Below are 15,872 nucleotides of genomic sequence, written 5' to 3' on the forward strand. Positions count from 1 at the left end.
CTTTTACACAGCGTGGGCCCACTGCCTTACACTGCGCGCCATGAAAACCATTCCCCACACGCAAGTCACCGAGCCTGCGGTCACCTGCTCGACCTGCGCAGCCTGCTGCTGCCAGCTTGAAGTGATGTTGATCACTGACACCGGCGTGCCCGAACGTTTTATCGATACCGATGATTGGGGTGGTGAAGTCATGCTGCGACTGGATGACGGCTGGTGCGCCGCACTGGATCGCAACAGCATGATGTGCACCATCTATGAAAAGCGTCCGCTGATCTGCCGGGAGTTCGAAATGGGCGCACCGGAATGCATCACCGAACGCCAGGGGATTGCGACGGCGTATCGCTGAGATCGAAGTCACCCGATGCCATGTGAGAGCCCCCGCTACAGGTAGCTCCCACATCCAAACATTGCAGGCTTACAACGGCATCGTGTAATGCAATGCGTAGCTTTCTACACCGTCGTTCGGGGTACTGATCCCGGCATTGGAGTAGTGGGTGGCGCGAATCCCGACTTCATGTCCGCCGGCAAAGCGCAGACCAAATCCGAAACGGTCTTCGAACTGAAAGGCACTGCCGAGCTTGTTATCTTCGTATTCGGTGTTGGCAAACACCGCGATACCGATACCCGCTTCGACGTAGGGCTTGATGGTCTGACCGGCAAACTCGTACACCAGCACCGGCGAGAACGACAAACTGTGATTGCTCGCCGTTTTGTCGCCATCCCAGTAGGTGTAAGCGCCGCTCCAGTAGCCGGTCAAGCGGCCAACATCACTCTGCAACCAGCTCTTGTCCCAATCGAACTGCATGCCCAGTCGATAGGTCATGGTCGAATCGCTAGTCTGGCCGACCCCGAACTCCACCCCTGCCGCCTGCGCGGTAAAACTGTGCCCCATCAATGCGGTCGCAATCGCGGCCAAACAGAATAGTCGCTTCATTAGAAACATCCTTTTCCGAACAATTTAGTATGGTTTTTATGCTGCACAACAAACAAAGCTATAGAAGTCACCGTTTAATCAGAAGCTCACCCCAATTATCCGTTTGCTACGCGTCTCTATCTTTCGAAGCTTCGCACAACCCCAGACATATTCCACAGGATCGGCAAGATATTTCTGAAATGCTCTGGGTCCGCACTCGACCAGAACTGTGCGGGGCGAGCAGGCCCCTCGGCCAGCAATTCACGCTCGGCCAGCAGACGCTGGAGCTGCCGCGCCACAGCGGCACCCGTATCGATCAAGCTGATGCTTTGCGGGAGCATCTGCCTTAGCAGTGGCTTTAAAAAGGGATAATGCGTACAGCCCAGAATGATCGTATCTGCACCTGCAGCCAGCAGCGGCTCGACATACCCTTGCAGCAACTGACGCAATGTCTCGCTGTGCAGATCTCCATTTTCAATCAGCTCCACCAGCCCGGGGCACGGCTGAGTAATCACCCGTACATCGGTGGCGAAACGATCGAGCAAGGCAGCAAACTTGGCACTCTGCAAAGTACCGGTGGTGGCGAGCACGCCGACCACACCGCTGCGCGTCGCCGCAGCGGCCGGTTTGACCGCAGGCTCCATGCCGACGATAGGCCACTCGGGGTAATCGCGCCGCAAGTCCGCAACACCGGCCACCGTCGCGGTGTTGCAAGCCAGCACCAGCGCCTTGGCGCCTTGCTGCTGAAAGAACTGCGCCATGACACTGCAACGCTGGCGGATGAATGCCGGGGTTTTCTCGCCGTAGGGAATATTCCCGCAATCGCCGAAGTACAACAGAGACTCGTTTGGCAGCAACTGCTGGATCTCGGCCAGCACGGAGAGTCCACCGACGCCGGAATCGAACACAGCAATCGGCGCTTCACGCATGGCGCGACCCGCAGACGCTGCAGCCTGGATCACGCTTGACCCGCAATTCACGGAAGCGTGAGCCCAAGGCATCGATCAATAACAGGCGCCCCACCAGCGGCTCGCCGAACCCCACCAGCAGTTTCAGCGCTTCCAGTGCCTGGAGGCTGCCGACCAACCCGACCAAAGGACCGACGACGCCCGCCTCGCTGCAGGTCAACTCGGCCTCGCTGCCGTGCCCGTATAAACAGTGGTAGCACGGGCTCTCTGGACGACGCGGGTCGAACACCGACAATTGCCCTTCCAGGCGAATCGCCGCACCGCTGACCAGCGGCTTGCGCGCAGCCACACACGCAGCGTTGACCGCCTCGCGGGTGGAAAAATTGTCGGAACAGTCCAGCACCAGATCCACCGAGGCAACAGCGGCGGCCAGTGAGTCCTCGTCCAATGCAGTGCGATGGGCGATCAGCTGAATCTCTGGATTGATCGCGGTCAGGCGACGGATCGCCGAATCGACCTTGCTCAGGCCGACGCTGTCGGTGTCGTGAACGATCTGGCGTTGCAGATTGGTCAGGTCGACCGTGTCGAAGTCCGCCAGATGCAACTCACCGACACCAGCTGCGGCCAGGTACAGCGCAACCGGCGAACCGAGGCCACCGAGACCGACAATCAACACACGGCTTTCTTTGAGCCGTAACTGGCCGTCGATGTCGACGTGTTGCAGCAGAATCTGCCGGCTGTATCGCAGCAATTCCTGATCATTCAGCACGGCAAGCGCCCCAGACTGATGCGTTGGTGACCGCCCAGATCGGTGCGGCTATGGACTTCTTCAAAGCCGCGGGTCAGCAGCAAATCGCACACTGCGCAGGCTTGATCGTAACCGTGTTCGAGCATCAACCAGCCACCCGCTTCAAGATAATCCGGTGCCTGGGCGACAATCAGACGCAAATCGTCGAGCCCATCGACACCCGCCACCAAGGCACTGGCCGGCTCAAAGCGTACGTCGCCCTCCACCAGATGCGGATCGGTCGAAGCGATGTAGGGCGGATTACTGATGATCAGTTGAAAGCGCTGGCCCTCCAGGGCACTGAACCAATGACTGCTCAACACCGTGGCATTGTTCAGGTTCAAGCGCTGACGATTGCGCTCGGCCAGGGCCACGGCTTCCAGCACGCGATCCACGGCGGTGACCTTCCAGGCCGGACGCTCGCTGGCCAGCGCCAGGGCAATGGCACCACTGCCGGTGCCCAGATCGAGCACCTTGGCTGGGGTGGCCGGCAACAGTTCCAACGCCGCTTCCACCAGCAATTCAGTGTCGGGACGCGGAATCAACGTGTGGGGCGCGACTTCCAGGTCGAGCTTCCAGAAGCCTTGCTGGCCCAGAATATAGGCCACTGGCTCACCGCTGCGGCGGCGCTGCAAGTACTCGGCAAACTTCAGTGCCGCTTCACTCGGGACGATACGCTCAGGCCAGGTGTGCAGAAAGCTGCGGGACTTGCCCAAGGCCGCCGCCAGCAGCAATTCGGCATCCAGACGCGCGGTGGGCGAATCAGGCAAATCGGCGGCGCGCAGCAAACTGGCAATGATCGTCATTTACTCACCTATCGCTGCCAATTGATCGGCCTGGTACTCGGCCAGCAACGGTTCGATCACCGCATCCACGCCGCCCGCAAGAATTTCGTCGAGCGAATACAGCGTCAGGTTGACCCGATGGTCGGTGACCCGGCCTTGGGCGAAGTTGTAGGTACGAATCCGCTCGGAGCGGTCACCGGAACCGACCAGCAATTTACGCTCGCTGGCGATGGCATTGGCCGCGGCACTGGTCTGCTGGTCGTTGAGCTTAGCCGACAGCCAGGACATCGCCCGGGCGCGGTTCTTGTGTTGGGAACGTTCTTCCTGGCACTCGACGACAATACCGGACGGCAAGTGCGTGATACGAATCGCCGAGTCGGTCTTGTTGACGTGCTGACCACCGGCACCGGAGGAGCGATAGGTGTCGACCCGCAGATCCGCCGGGTTGATCTCGATGGCTTCCTGCTCATCCGGCTCGGGCAATACCGCCACGGTGCAGGCCGAGGTGTGGATGCGACCTTGAGATTCAGTGGCCGGAACCCGCTGCACACGGTGCGCACCGGATTCGAACTTCAGTTTGCCGTAGACGTTCTCGCCTTCGACACGGGCGATAACTTCTTTATAGCCACCGTGTTCGCCTTCGTTCTCCGAGAGAATCTCTACCCGCCAGCCACGCCGCTCGGCATAGCGCGAATACATGCGGAACAAGTCGCCGGAGAAAATCGCCGCTTCGTCACCGCCGGTGCCCGCGCGGATTTCCAGGAACACGTTACGACCGTCGTTTGGATCCTTGGGCAGCAGCATGCGTTGCAGGCTGGCTTCGAGCTCGATCAATCGCTCCTTGGCTTCGCGGACTTCCTCCACGGCCATTTCACGCATGTCCGGGTCGCTGTCCTTGAGCAGTGCCTGTGCGCCTTCGAGGTCGCCCTGCACTTTAAGCAGCTGTTTATAGGTGTCGACGATCGGCTCGACCTCCGCGTATTCCTTGGAATAGGTGCGGAATTTGTTCTGATCGGAAATGACTTCGCCATCGCCAAGCAGGGCGGTCAATTCCTCGAAACGGTCCTGGAGGATGTCCAGCTTATTGAGCAGTGACGCTTTCATTGCGGTTTCTTATCCGAAAAGCTATCCGATGAGCCCTCACCGAGGGCAAAGAGTTCCTGGGCCATGGCCAGCGCATCGAGGCGGCCTTCGGCAGAGAGCTTTTTCAATTGCACGCTCGGGGCATGCAAGAGTTTGTTGGTCAGGCCACGGGCCAGTTGCACCAGCACGTCCTCGGCACTGCTGCCGTTGGCGAGCATGCGCTGGGCCTTCTGCAACTCTTCGTCGCGCAGGCGCTCGCTTTGTTGACGATAAGCCTTGAGCACATCCACCGCCGCCAGTTCGCGCAGGCGAACCATGAAATCTTCGGCACCGACCGACACCATCTCTTCGGCCGCCTGGGCAGCGCCCTGACGGCTCTTGAGGTTTTCGGCGACCACTTCGTGGAGATCGTCGACGCTATATAGGTAAACGTCATCCAACTCGCCGACTTCCGGCTCGATATCCCGAGGGACTGCGATATCCACCATGAAAATCGGCTTGTGCTTGCGCAATTTCAAGGCGCTTTCCACCGCGCCCTTACCGAGAATAGGCAACTGGCTGGCGGTAGAACTGATGACGATGTCGCTGCGCACCAGTTCTGTAGGGATATCCGAGAGCAACACCGCGTGGGCGCCAAACTGCTCGGCCAGGGTGCTTGCGCGCTCCAGGGTGCGGTTGGCGACCACGATTCGCTTCACGCCCAGCTCATGCAGATGGCGGGCGACCAGGGTGATGGTCTCGCCGGCGCCGATCAACAAGGCCTGGCTGCGTTGCAAATCACTGAAAATCTGTTTCGCCAGGCTGACCGCGGCAAACGCCACGGACACCGGGTTTTCGCCGATGGCGGTATCGGTTCGCACCTGTTTGGCCGCATTGAACGTGGCCTGGAACAGCCGCCCGAGCAACGGACCGATGGTGCCGGCTTCGCGAGCCACAGCATAAGCCGACTTCATCTGACCGAGAATCTGCGGCTCGCCCAACACCAGCGAATCGAGCCCGGAAGCGACCCGCATCATGTGACGAACTGCCGCATCATCTTCATGCACATAAGCGCTCGCACGCAGCTCGTCGAGGCTCAAATGATGATAATCGGCCAGCCAGCGCAGCACGATGTCAGCCGAAAGGTGATCCTGTTCTATATACAGTTCACTGCGATTGCAGGTGGAGAGGATCGCAGCTTCGCGGCTGTCGGTGAGTCGGCAGAGCTGCTGCAAGGCCTCAACCAGCTGCTCAGGGGTAAAGGCCACGCGCTCGCGGACGTCTACTGAAGCAGTCTTGTGGTTAATACCGAGTGCAAGGAAGGCCATTCAAGGTCGCTGATGGTGACGTGAAGCCGACAATTGTCCTACTTCGACAGAGCCAGAACAACCACTCGATATCTATCGTCCCGGTTGACGCGGCCGAAGCTGCGATCCGTTCTCGTTTACACTGGCGCCGGGCCTACCGGGATTGCGTGTGCGGGTAAATTGGCCGGGCGGTTATGTTTGGCCGAAGGCTTGTGTCATGATGATCCGACCGCAGGTTAGTCGTCCTCTTCCCTATATGAATAGATCTTCCGCGTTGCTCCTTGCTTTTGTCTTCCTCAGCGGCTGCCAGGCCTTGGCACCCGTTTCGTCGGACGGTACGCCGCCGGTCGAAGACAGCACTCCGGCGCCTGAAAAGCCCAAGGTTTACAGCTCGTTCAGCGAAGAAACAGTCTTCAGCCTGTTGAGCGCCGAACTGGCTGGCCAGCGCAATCGTTACGACATTGCCCTGGACAACTACGTGACCCAGGCCATCAATACCCAGGATCCGGGCATCTCCGAGCGGGCATTTCGTATTGCCGAATACCTGGGCGCCGATCAAGCGGCCCTCGACACCTCGCTGATCTGGGCAAAAAACGCCCCGAACGATCTCGAGGCGCAACGGGCGGCGGCCGTGCAACTCGCCCGCGCCGGGCGTTACGACGAATCCATGGTTTATATGGAAAAAGTCCTGCAGGGCAAAGGCGACACGCATTTCGACTTCCTCGCCCTGTCCGCGGCCGATACCGACCAGGAAACCCGCAACGGCCTGATGAAAGGTTTTGACCGTTTGTTGCAGCGCCACCCGCACAACAACCAGCTGATTTTCGGCAAGGCCTTGCTGTTGCAACAGGATGGCGACGCCAAAGGCGCGCTGACCCTGCTCGAAGACAACCCGCCGGAAGAAGGCGAAATAGCGCCGATTCTGCTGCGCGCACGCCTGCTGCAAGGGCTCAGCCGTGGCGGTGAAGCCTTGCCGTTACTGCAAAAAAGCATCAAGAAATACCCGGACGACAAACGCCTGCGCCTGACCTACGCGCGCATGCTGGTCGAACAGGACCGCATGGACGACGCCAAGGTCGAGTTCTCGAGCCTGGTGCAGCAATACCCGGAAGACGACGAACTGCGTTATTCGTTGGCCCTGGTCTGCCTGGAAGCCAAGGCCTGGAACGAAGCAAAAGGTTATCTGGAAGACTTGATCGCCAGGGAAAGCCACGTCGACTCGGCGCACCTGAACCTTGGGCGTATCGCTGAAGAGCGTAACGACCCCCAGGGCGCGCTGATCGAGTACGCCCAGGTCAGGCCCGGCAACGATTACCTGCCAGCGCAATTGCGTCAGGCCGATATTCTGATGAACAACGGCAGGACCGCCGAAGCCCAAAGCCGTCTGGCGGCCCAGCGCGACGAGCAACCCGATTACGCGATTCAGTTGTACCTGATCGAAGTCGAAACCTTGTCGGCCAACAAACAGGGCGACAAGGCCTGGAACGTCTTGCAGCAAGCCCTGCAGAAATTCCCGGATGATTTGAATCTGCTGTATACCCGAGCCATGCAGGCGGAAAAGCGCAATGACCTGGCGCAGATGGAAAAAGACCTGCGACTGATCATCAAACGCGACCCGGACAATGCGATGGCGTTGAACGCCCTCGGCTACACCCTGTCCGACCGCACCACGCGCTACGCCGAAGCCAAGGCCCTGATCGAACAGGCGCACCAGTTGAATCCGGAAGACCCGGCCGTTCTCGACAGCCTCGGCTGGGTGAATTTCCGCCTGGGCAACCTCGACGAAGCCGAGCGCTATTTGCGCCAGGCGCTGGAGCGCTTCCCTGATCAGGAAGTTGCCGCTCATCTGGGCGAAGTCCTGTGGGCCAATGGCAAACAACGCGAAGCCAAACAAGTCTGGAGCAAGTTCCTCAAGGAGCAGCCCGACAGCCCTACCCTGCGCAGCACCATCAAGCGCCTGACCGGATCAGAGACTCTTTAAGATTATGTTTTTGCGCCACATCATCGTTTTCAGCTTCATCGCCCTGCTCGCCGGTTGCGCGGGCTTCAGCGCCCGCGAATCGGTCGGGGGGCACGGCAACCCGGCCCAATGGCGCGAGCACAAACAACAACTGAGCAACCTCGACGGCTGGCAGATCAACGGCAAGATCGGTATCCGCGCGCCAAAAGATTCGGGCAGCGGCACCCTGTTCTGGCTGCAACGCCAGGATTACTACGACATCCGCCTCTCCGGCCCACTGGGTCGTGGCGCGGCCCGCTTGACCGGGCGCCCCGGCAAAGTCTCGCTGGAAGTGGCCAATCAGGGCCGTTATGACGCGTCGACTCCGGAAGCCCTGGTCGAAGAACAACTGGGCTGGAAATTGCCGGTGTCCCATCTGGCGTGGTGGGTTCGCGGTCTCCCGGCCCCGGACAGCAAAAGTCGTCTGACCCTGGACGTCGACAGCCGCCTGGCCAATCTTGAACAGGATGGCTGGCAGGTCGAGTACCTCAGTTATGCCGAGCAAAACGGCTATTGGCTGCCCGAGCGGATCAAACTGCACGGCACCGACCTTGATGTCACGCTGGTGATCAAGGACTGGCAACCGCGCAAACTGGGGCAATGACGATGACTGCCCCACGCCTGACACTGCCCTCGCCCGCCAAACTCAACCTGATGCTGCACATCCTCGGTCGCCGTGAAGACGGTTACCACGAGTTGCAGACGATTTTTCAGTTTCTCGATTACGGCGATGAAATCACCTTCGCCGTTCGCGACGATGGTGTGATTCGGTTGCACACCGAATTCGCCGACGTCCCTCACGACAGCAACCTGATCGTCAAAGCCGCAAAAAAACTCCAGGAGCAATCCGGTTGTTCGTTGGGCATCGACATCTGGATCGAAAAAATCCTGCCCATGGGCGGTGGAATCGGTGGCGGCAGTTCAAATGCGGCGACCACGTTGCTGGGCCTCAATCATCTTTGGCAACTGGGCTGGGATGAAGACAGGCTGGCCGCGCTGGGTCTGACGCTTGGCGCCGACGTCCCGGTTTTCGTGCGTGGCCACGCGGCTTTCGCCGAGGGCGTGGGGGAGAAACTCACGCCTGTAGAACCCGAGGAACCGTGGTATCTGGTGCTTGTGCCGCAAGTATCTGTAAGTACAGCAGAAATTTTTTCAGATCCGCTGTTGACACGTAACACTCCTCCCATTAAAGTGCGCCCCGTTCCCAAGGGAAACAGTCGAAATGACTGCTTACCGGTGGTAGCAAGACGTTATCCAGAGGTACGTAACGCCTTGAATTTGTTAGGTAAATTTACCGAAGCAAAACTCACCGGAACTGGAAGTTGTGTGTTTGGGGGCTTCCCAAGCAAAGCTGAAGCTGATAAAGTCTCGGCCCTTCTTACAGAGACCCTTACAGGGTTTGTGGCAAAAGGAAGCAACGTTTCGATGTTGCATCGCAAGCTGCAAAGTCTGCTCTAAAAGGAATCGGGTACTGGGTACTCGTAGCAACAGATACAGGGGCGTCGCCAAGCGGTAAGGCAGCAGGTTTTGATCCTGCCATGCGTTGGTTCGAATCCAGCCGCCCCTGCCATTTTCCTATACTCATCCAGGTTACCCTCAGCCTTCAGGTACTGCGCGTGTCCAAGATGATGGTCTTTACGGGGAACGCTAACCCCGATCTGGCTCGGCGTGTTGTACGTCAGCTGCATATCCCTCTCGGTGACATCTCTGTCGGTAAGTTTTCCGACGGCGAAATTACAGCCGAGATCAATGAAAACGTCCGCGGTAAAGATGTCTTCATTATTCAGCCGACTTGCGCTCCGACCAACGATAACCTGATGGAACTGGTAGTGATGGCTGATGCCTTCCGCCGCTCCTCGGCTACTCGTATCACTGCTGTTATTCCTTACTTTGGTTATGCCCGTCAGGATCGCCGTCCGCGTTCCGCACGTGTGGCTATCAGCGCGAAAGTCGTTGCTGACATGCTTACCGTAGTCGGCATCGACCGTGTTCTCACGGTTGATCTGCATGCTGACCAAATCCAGGGTTTCTTCGATATTCCGGTAGATAACATCTACGGCTCCCCGGTACTGGTGGATGATATTGAAGATCAGCGCTTCGAAAACCTGATGATCGTGTCCCCGGACATTGGCGGCGTCGTGCGTGCACGGGCTGTTGCCAAATCCCTGGGCGTGGATCTCGGGATCATCGACAAACGCCGTGAGAAAGCCAATCACTCTGAAGTGATGCATATCATCGGTGATGTCGAAGGGCGTACCTGTATTCTGGTCGATGACATGGTCGATACCGCCGGCACTCTGTGCCACGCGGCCAAGGCCTTGAAAGAGCATGGCGCTGCCAAGGTTTTCGCCTACTGCACGCACCCTGTGCTGTCGGGTCGGGCGATCGAAAACATTGAAAATTCCGTGCTGGACGAGCTGGTGGTGACGAACACCATCCCGCTGTCCGCTGCAGCACAAGCCTGTGCGCGTATCCGCCAACTGGATATCGCACCGGTAGTTGCCGAGGCGGTCCGCCGCATCAGCAATGAAGAATCGATCAGCGCGATGTTCCGTTAAGGGCCCTGCCCTTTTCATTACATCCTGTTGACGAAAAGCGCCCCGCCCCGGCATTCATGTCGGGGCGGGGCTTTTTTGCCCATATCGCCTTTAGCGCTGGTCGCAAACGCTGGGGCGAATGTGGTTATTTTGGAGATACAACATGAACGATTTTACTCTGAATGCTGAAGTGCGTTCCGACCTGGGGAAAGGTGCGAGCCGCCGCCTGCGTCGTCTCGCAAGCCTGGTTCCAGCTGTAGTTTACGGTGGCGAAAAAGCCCCTGAATCCATCAGCATGCTGGCTAAAGAAGTTGCCAAACTGCTCGAAAACGAAGCGGCTTACAGCCACATCATCGAGCTGAACGTTGGCGGCACCAAGCAAAACGTAATCATCAAGGCTCTGCAGCGTCACCCGGCCAAAGGCCACGTGATGCACGCTGACTTCGTACGCGTAGTTGCTGGCCAGAAGCTGACCGCTATCGTTCCAGTGCACTTCATCAACGAAGCTGCTCCGGTGAAGAAAGGCGGCGAGATTTCGCACGTTGTTGCTGAAATCGAAGTGTCCTGCCTGCCGAAAGACCTGCCTGAATTCATCGAAGTTGACCTGGCTAACGCCGAAGTCGGCTCGATCATTCACCTGTCCGACATCAGCGCTCCTAAAGGCGTTGAATTTGTTGCTCTGGCTCACGGTAACGACCTGGCTGTTGCCAACGTTCACGCTCCACGTGTTGCTCCAGAAGCTGCAGAAGGCGCTGCAGAGTAAATTCACTCTGTACGCCGGAGTGACCGGTAACATCGCGGACTAGAGCGTAGCGAGAAAGCGGGCGAGAACGCGGAGTTTACATAATGGTAAATGAGCACTTGTCGTCCACTTTCGCCGCACTCCCTGATGGCGGCGATGTTATCCACCACTTCAAGGAAGGGCCCCTATCGTGACTGCCATCAAACTGATCGTTGGCCTGGGAAATCCAGGCGCTGAATACGAACAGACCCGGCATAACGCAGGGGCCCTTTTTGTTGAGCGCATCGCGCAGGCACAGGGTGTCAACCTTGTGGCCGATCGTAAATATTTCGGCCTGACCGGGCGCTATTCGCATCAGGGTCAGGATGTTCGTCTGCTGATTCCCACCACCTACATGAACCGCAGCGGCCAGGCCGTAGCGGCACTTGCCGGCTTCTTTCGCATAAAGCCGGAAGAGATTCTGGTGGCGCATGACGAACTCGACCTGCCTCCGGGCGTTGCCAAGCTCAAACAGGGCGGCGGCCATGGCGGTCATAACGGGTTGCGCGACATCATTGCGCAACTGGGCAATCAGAATACCTTTCACCGCCTGCGGCTTGGCATTGGCCACCCGGGCGTTGCCAGTATGGTTTCAAACTTCGTCCTGGGTCGTGCGCCACGCGCCGAACAGGAAAAACTCGATGCCAGCATCGACTTTGCCCTCGGCGTGCTGCCGGATATCCTCGCCGGGGAATGGAACCGCGCGATGAAAAACCTGCACAGCCAGAAGGCCTGACTCTTACCCGAGGGGAAACACCATGGGATTCAATTGCGGCATCGTCGGCCTGCCTAACGTCGGCAAGTCCACCCTGTTCAACGCCCTGACCAAGTCCGGGATCGCGGCCGAGAACTTTCCCTTCTGCACCATCGAGCCCAACAGCGGTATCGTGCCGATGCCGGATCCGCGCCTGGAAGCCTTGGCGGCCATCGTCAAGCCCAAGCGTATCCTGCCGACCACCATGGAATTCGTCGACATCGCAGGCCTGGTGGCCGGCGCCTCGAAAGGTGAAGGCCTGGGCAACAAGTTCCTCGCCAACATCCGCGAGACCGATGCCATTGCCCACGTGGTCCGCTGCTTCGAAGACGAGAACGTGATTCACGTCTCCAACAGCGTCGACCCGAAACGCGACATCGAGATCATCGACCTGGAACTGATCTTCGCCGACCTCGACAGCTGCGAGAAGCAACTGCAGAAAGTCGCTCGTAACGCCAAGGGCGGTGACAAGGACGCAGTGGTCCAGAAAGGCCTGCTGGAGCAGCTGATCGCTCACTTCACCCTGGGCAAGCCTGCGCGCAGCCTGATGAAGAACATGAGCACCGACGAGAAGCAGGTGATTCGCGGTTTCCACCTGCTGACCACCAAGCCGGTCATGTACATCGCCAACGTCGCTGAAGACGGTTTCGAGAACAACCCGCTGCTGGACGTGGTCAAGGCCATCGCCGAAGAAGAAGGCGCCGTGGTGGTTCCGGTCTGCAACAAGATCGAAGCCGAAATCGCCGAACTGGAAGACGGCGAAGAGAAAGACATGTTCCTCGAAGCCCTGGGCCTCGAAGAGCCCGGCCTGAACCGCGTAATCCGCGCCGGCTACGAAATGCTGCACCTGCAGACCTACTTCACCGCCGGTGTCGAAGAAGTCCGTGCCTGGACCGTCCGCGTCGGTGCTACCGCACCGCAAGCCGCCGGCGTGATCCACACCGACTTCGAAAAAGGCTTCATCCGCGCCGAAGTCATCGCCTACGACGACTTCATCCAGTACAAGGGCGAAGCCGGCACCAAAGAAGCCGGTAAATGGCGTCTGGAAGGCAAGGACTACATCGTTAAAGACGGCGACGTGATGCACTTCCGTTTCAACGTGTAGCGTTGTTGGCATCGAAGAAGCCGCGTTGATTCGCGGCTTTTTTTTGGGCGTTATATCGACCTGCTATGCGCGACTAGAACAGATAGCCCATGTAGATTGCGGCGCCTCCACCGGCCTGCACACCAGCGTTCATGCCGGCCATGACCACCGCCCCCTTGGCCGACTGCAGCAACTGCCGGTTGACCGTGGAGGAGGCAATGGGAACAAATGTCCCTGGCGCCGCCTGACACCCTGCTGAACTATTACGGAGTCCCGTTTCTTCCATGCAGGAGGTAGCCAGGTCGACGACTCAACCGTTCGTAATAGGCACTTACAGCAGGAAAGTCTGGATGATCGAGCGGTGTTTCAAACCATCGGTTAACCGACAGGCCTATCGGTATGTCTGCGAGAGAAAAACCGTCTTCACTGATGTAGGCTCCTGTTGATTCGAGTTGTCGATTCAGGATCTCCATGTGCCTTGACCACAGGCTGCAAGCGGCTGCCAAGGCTCTGCTGTCCTGATGGTCAGGCGAATGCCTGACCAACGACATGAAGGCATACGTCCACGATCTGTTGAGGTCCGACGCTTGCCAGTCTATCCATTGGTCCACCCGCGCTCTTGCTCTCGGTTGGACCGGGTAAAAATGACCTCCGTTATAGCGAGACGCCAAATACCGAATGATCGAGTTTGACTCCCAGAGCACGAAGTCGTCGTCCAGGATCACCGGCACCGTTGCGTTGGGGTTCAGCGAAATGAATTTGGGCGTGCGCGTCGACTTGAAACCAGCCCCCCAATCCTCTCGCTCAAAGGGGATTTCGATCTCGGCGCATGCCCAAAGCACCTTTCGTACATTGATCGACGATGCCTTACCCAATATGCGCAACATTTCATGTCCTTATCGTTCAGAGTGGTTGGTCAGGGGCTTTCGATAACCCGCTCGGATCTTTTTCTAGTGCGCCTGGCGCGATGCACAGGGGCCGCTCTCAAATCCGGGTGACGCAGGTTTACCGCGCCGCGCCAACCGCAAACAGCCCAGTTCAGCGCCGCCCTTCTACGGCCATGCGCACGGCCAGCTCGCGAGGACCGTCCCCGTCCCCATCAGCCAGCGTTGCACGATCTGCCACACGGGCCTGCTGGCGAGAAATGTCACGATGGCGCCAGCCATGACGGCAATCAGCGCGTTGACGCTCACGCTAATGACGATCTGCGTAAAACCAAGCACGATGGATTGCGCCAGCATGCTGCCGTGGTCGGCATGTTGGACTTGACCGCTTGCCAGGCAAGGTAGAGCAGATAGCGCGCGCAGCCGAGTCGTAGCGCGTCATACGCATAGGGAACCGCCAAGACCAAGGCTGCGATAGTAGGGTGGTCAAAGGGGGAACGTTAGATACAGATTGACTGACAAAACGTCATACAGCGGTCGCAGCACTGGGTATCCGCTCCCTTGGAATACGTTCGACTTCAACGTGAGCAATGGCTTGCCCCAATAGCGCATCCAAACACTCTGACGCAGTCAGCCGCGTGCATTATGGATGAGGGCTTTCGGTCAGGAACCGACTGTTGTGACAGGCCAAACAACACCCTGTCGCGGCAGCGGGGGGCTTGGGCCTTGTCGCGCTACAGTTCTGCTGCGAAGGTCTTGGCTTTCTTCGGCGTGACACCGTACCGTTGCTTGTAGACCTTGATGAAGTGGGAGGTATTTTCATATCCCACCTCCGCAGCCGCGTCGGTGACGGAATAATTTTTAGCCGTCAACAGCTGATGCGCGATGTCGACTTTTTTTTCGATGATCCAGCGGTTCGGGGTGGTGTTGTAGCTGCGCCTGAAGTCGCGGATAAAGGTCGAAACGCTGCGCCCCGTCAGCAGGGCATAGTCTTCGATCTTCAACTTGTGCGAATAGTACTGCTCCATAAAGTCGGTGATGAGACGACGCTTACGGTTGCCGCCGCAGGACAGCTCGCGCAGGAAACGCAAGGACTTGTCCTGAATGGCGATCAGGTGCAGCAGTTCGAGCAGTTTCAACTCCAGCAGCGCGTCGGAGCCCTCCGCGCCCTTGTAGACATAGTCCAGCGAATCGATATAGCGCTGAATCTGTTCGTTGGCGTGCAGGGTATAAGTGCCGTGCACGTTTTTCTGCAGGCCGTCCGTGTGCGACTGGCCTGTACCGGCCGCACGAGACAGGTATTTGGCGATCAGCTTGTCGTCGAGAAATAGCAACACCGCCTCGAAGATATCACTGCCAGTGACGTAGTCCGATACCGTGTAAACGCCCTTGGAGAGGAAAATCAAATGATTCTCGTCGACAACATGGGACATGGCGTCATAGTCGCGAATAATCTGCTTGCCCTGCTTGATGTAGACGATCAACGGCGTGGCGATATAGATCGCCTTGTTTTCCAGGTTCGTTTCAAGCGTTTTATGGAGGATGGACGAGCTACCGTCAGCAAGAATAGGCTTTACATTGCGCATTGAGTAAAGCGCTGCCGGTACTACTTCGAGTGTCATTGCTATGGCTTCTCAATAAATTAGCCGCCCCATTTGGACGTTACAGCATCACATTTCGCTGAAGTAACCGCTGACCGGCTCACTGCTCAGATGCTCGACGATGACGCTCCACTGACCGCTCGAGATCATCTGCTCGACGTGGGCACCGTGCATTTCACGCGAGTCCCAAGCCTCCACCAGCGTGAACGCGAGTGGATCTTCCACGTGGTTGAGAATCTTGACCGTTTGGCAACCGTCCACCTTCGGCAGATTGATCTTCACGTCGCTCATGATGTTCTTGAAGGATTGCAGCTTTTCTTCTTTCACATTGAAGCTGATGACCAGATTGACGGACATACTACTTCTCCATTTTGATTTAACGAAAGCAACGACTATAGAGAGAGTTGAAAAATCAAAATGATTGAAAATAGTTAAAAATGCGCGTTTCCAGTCACTCTTGCGTTTTTCTT

Annotated in this window: 17 protein-coding genes, 1 tRNA gene and 1 pseudogene; 9 read left to right on the forward strand and 10 right to left on the reverse strand. The window is 58.0% G+C overall.

Annotated elements, in window-relative coordinates:
• The first annotated feature begins 40 nt into the window (after positions 1-40).
• Positions 41-346: a YkgJ family cysteine cluster protein gene (locus tag JUI81_RS29295; protein WP_019582387.1), complete on the forward strand. Its 306-nt coding sequence runs from the start codon at positions 41-43 to the stop codon at positions 344-346.
• A 69-nt stretch (positions 347-415) separates the two neighbouring features.
• Here JUI81_RS29295 and JUI81_RS29300 read toward each other — a convergent pair whose 3' ends face one another.
• From JUI81_RS29300 to hemA, 6 genes are all read right to left on the reverse strand, one after another.
• Positions 416-934, reverse strand: coding sequence for an acyloxyacyl hydrolase (locus JUI81_RS29300; protein ID WP_019582388.1), 519 nt, complete (start codon positions 932-934; stop codon positions 416-418).
• A 116-nt stretch (positions 935-1,050) separates the two neighbouring features.
• On the reverse strand, positions 1,051-1,842 hold the full coding sequence (murI, locus tag JUI81_RS29305) for a glutamate racemase (RefSeq protein WP_204125525.1): 792 nt from the start codon (positions 1,840-1,842) through the stop codon (positions 1,051-1,053).
• Positions 1,835-2,590: a molybdopterin-synthase adenylyltransferase MoeB gene (locus JUI81_RS29310; RefSeq protein ID WP_204125526.1), complete on the reverse strand. Its 756-nt coding sequence runs from the start codon at positions 2,588-2,590 to the stop codon at positions 1,835-1,837. Before JUI81_RS29310 ends, murI begins: the two co-directional genes overlap by 8 nt.
• Entirely contained in the window at positions 2,584-3,414 is an 831-nt protein-coding gene (prmC, locus tag JUI81_RS29315; protein WP_028939864.1) for a peptide chain release factor N(5)-glutamine methyltransferase, read from the reverse strand. Before prmC ends, JUI81_RS29310 begins: the two co-directional genes overlap by 7 nt.
• Positions 3,415-4,497: a peptide chain release factor 1 gene (gene prfA / locus JUI81_RS29320; protein ID WP_007939759.1), complete on the reverse strand. Its 1,083-nt coding sequence runs from the start codon at positions 4,495-4,497 to the stop codon at positions 3,415-3,417. It abuts the gene before it with no gap.
• Positions 4,494-5,783, reverse strand: a complete 1,290-nt coding sequence (gene hemA, locus JUI81_RS29325) for a glutamyl-tRNA reductase (RefSeq protein WP_007939757.1) — start codon at positions 5,781-5,783, stop codon at positions 4,494-4,496. The genes prfA and hemA overlap by 4 nt, the downstream gene beginning before the upstream one ends.
• 235 nt (positions 5,784-6,018) lie before the next feature.
• Here hemA and JUI81_RS29330 point away from each other — a divergent pair, with 235 nt between their 5' ends.
• From JUI81_RS29330 to ychF, 8 genes are all read left to right on the forward strand, one after another.
• Entirely contained in the window at positions 6,019-7,743 is a 1,725-nt protein-coding gene (locus tag JUI81_RS29330; protein ID WP_019582392.1) for a tetratricopeptide repeat protein, read from the forward strand.
• A 4-nt stretch (positions 7,744-7,747) separates the two neighbouring features.
• Positions 7,748-8,365: a lipoprotein insertase outer membrane protein LolB gene (lolB, locus tag JUI81_RS29335; RefSeq protein WP_019582393.1), complete on the forward strand. Its 618-nt coding sequence runs from the start codon at positions 7,748-7,750 to the stop codon at positions 8,363-8,365.
• Positions 8,366-8,367: 2 nt separating this feature from the next.
• On the forward strand, positions 8,368-9,219 hold the full coding sequence (gene ispE / locus JUI81_RS29340) for a 4-(cytidine 5'-diphospho)-2-C-methyl-D-erythritol kinase (protein WP_026331940.1): 852 nt from the start codon (positions 8,368-8,370) through the stop codon (positions 9,217-9,219).
• 37 nt (positions 9,220-9,256) lie between these two features.
• Positions 9,257-9,331 (forward strand) — tRNA-Gln (locus JUI81_RS29345).
• A 46-nt stretch (positions 9,332-9,377) separates the two neighbouring features.
• On the forward strand, positions 9,378-10,319 hold the full coding sequence (locus tag JUI81_RS29350; protein ID WP_003171603.1) for a ribose-phosphate pyrophosphokinase: 942 nt from the start codon (positions 9,378-9,380) through the stop codon (positions 10,317-10,319).
• Between the two features lie 142 nt (positions 10,320-10,461).
• The gene (locus tag JUI81_RS29355) at positions 10,462-11,061 is read left to right on the forward strand and encodes a 50S ribosomal protein L25/general stress protein Ctc (RefSeq protein WP_018929567.1); all 600 of its coding nucleotides are present in this window, start codon (positions 10,462-10,464) and stop codon (positions 11,059-11,061) included.
• A 169-nt stretch (positions 11,062-11,230) separates the two neighbouring features.
• The gene (gene pth, locus JUI81_RS29360) at positions 11,231-11,815 is read left to right on the forward strand and encodes an aminoacyl-tRNA hydrolase (protein WP_008074178.1); all 585 of its coding nucleotides are present in this window, start codon (positions 11,231-11,233) and stop codon (positions 11,813-11,815) included.
• A gap of 22 nt (positions 11,816-11,837) precedes the next feature.
• On the forward strand, positions 11,838-12,938 hold the full coding sequence (gene ychF / locus JUI81_RS29365) for a redox-regulated ATPase YchF (protein WP_018929566.1): 1,101 nt from the start codon (positions 11,838-11,840) through the stop codon (positions 12,936-12,938).
• A gap of 242 nt (positions 12,939-13,180) precedes the next feature.
• Here the strand turns inward: ychF and JUI81_RS29370 are convergent, their stop codons facing one another.
• The 4 genes and pseudogenes from JUI81_RS29370 to JUI81_RS29385 all read right to left on the reverse strand — a co-directional run bounded on the left by JUI81_RS29370 (position 13,181) and on the right by JUI81_RS29385 (position 15,759).
• The gene (locus tag JUI81_RS29370; RefSeq protein WP_086946018.1) at positions 13,181-13,804 is read right to left on the reverse strand and encodes a glutathione S-transferase family protein; all 624 of its coding nucleotides are present in this window, start codon (positions 13,802-13,804) and stop codon (positions 13,181-13,183) included.
• Positions 13,805-13,955: 151 nt separating this feature from the next.
• Positions 13,956-14,277, reverse strand: a pseudogene (locus JUI81_RS29375) (LysE family translocator); the annotation flags it as partial.
• Between the two features lie 258 nt (positions 14,278-14,535).
• On the reverse strand, positions 14,536-15,423 hold the full coding sequence (locus JUI81_RS29380) for an AraC family transcriptional regulator (RefSeq protein ID WP_204125527.1): 888 nt from the start codon (positions 15,421-15,423) through the stop codon (positions 14,536-14,538).
• Between the two features lie 48 nt (positions 15,424-15,471).
• Positions 15,472-15,759 carry a putative quinol monooxygenase gene (locus JUI81_RS29385; protein ID WP_204125528.1) on the reverse strand — a complete coding sequence of 96 codons (288 nt, stop codon included), beginning with the start codon at positions 15,757-15,759 and terminating at the stop codon, positions 15,472-15,474.
• Positions 15,760-15,872: the final 113 nt, after the last annotated feature.

Origin of the sequence: Pseudomonas sp. 008, assembly GCF_016861935.1 — a bacterium.
Lineage (GTDB): Bacteria > Pseudomonadota > Gammaproteobacteria > Pseudomonadales > Pseudomonadaceae > Aquipseudomonas.

What these genes read in the sequence shown, in the direction of transcription:
- prfA (WP_007939759.1), bottom strand. Translation starts at nt 4,497, where the DNA reads ATGAAAGCGTCACTGCTCAATAAGCTGGACATCCTCCAGGACCGTTTC.
- hemA (WP_007939757.1), bottom strand. Translation starts at nt 5,783, where the DNA reads ATGGCCTTCCTTGCACTCGGTATTAACCACAAGACTGCTTCAGTAGAC.
- JUI81_RS29295 (WP_019582387.1), top strand. Translation starts at nt 41, where the DNA reads ATGAAAACCATTCCCCACACGCAAGTCACCGAGCCTGCGGTCACCTGC.
- JUI81_RS29330 (WP_019582392.1), top strand. Translation starts at nt 6,019, where the DNA reads ATGAATAGATCTTCCGCGTTGCTCCTTGCTTTTGTCTTCCTCAGCGGC.
- JUI81_RS29380 (WP_204125527.1), bottom strand. Translation starts at nt 15,423, where the DNA reads ATGACACTCGAAGTAGTACCGGCAGCGCTTTACTCAATGCGCAATGTA.
- JUI81_RS29370 (WP_086946018.1), bottom strand. Translation starts at nt 13,804, where the DNA reads ATGTTGCGCATATTGGGTAAGGCATCGTCGATCAATGTACGAAAGGTG.
- murI (WP_204125525.1), bottom strand. Translation starts at nt 1,842, where the DNA reads ATGCGTGAAGCGCCGATTGCTGTGTTCGATTCCGGCGTCGGTGGACTC.
- prmC (WP_028939864.1), bottom strand. Translation starts at nt 3,414, where the DNA reads ATGACGATCATTGCCAGTTTGCTGCGCGCCGCCGATTTGCCTGATTCG.
- JUI81_RS29355 (WP_018929567.1), top strand. Translation starts at nt 10,462, where the DNA reads ATGAACGATTTTACTCTGAATGCTGAAGTGCGTTCCGACCTGGGGAAA.
- ychF (WP_018929566.1), top strand. Translation starts at nt 11,838, where the DNA reads ATGGGATTCAATTGCGGCATCGTCGGCCTGCCTAACGTCGGCAAGTCC.
- lolB (WP_019582393.1), top strand. Translation starts at nt 7,748, where the DNA reads ATGTTTTTGCGCCACATCATCGTTTTCAGCTTCATCGCCCTGCTCGCC.
- JUI81_RS29385 (WP_204125528.1), bottom strand. Translation starts at nt 15,759, where the DNA reads ATGTCCGTCAATCTGGTCATCAGCTTCAATGTGAAAGAAGAAAAGCTG.
- ispE (WP_026331940.1), top strand. Translation starts at nt 8,368, where the DNA reads ATGACTGCCCCACGCCTGACACTGCCCTCGCCCGCCAAACTCAACCTG.
- JUI81_RS29300 (WP_019582388.1), bottom strand. Translation starts at nt 934, where the DNA reads ATGAAGCGACTATTCTGTTTGGCCGCGATTGCGACCGCATTGATGGGG.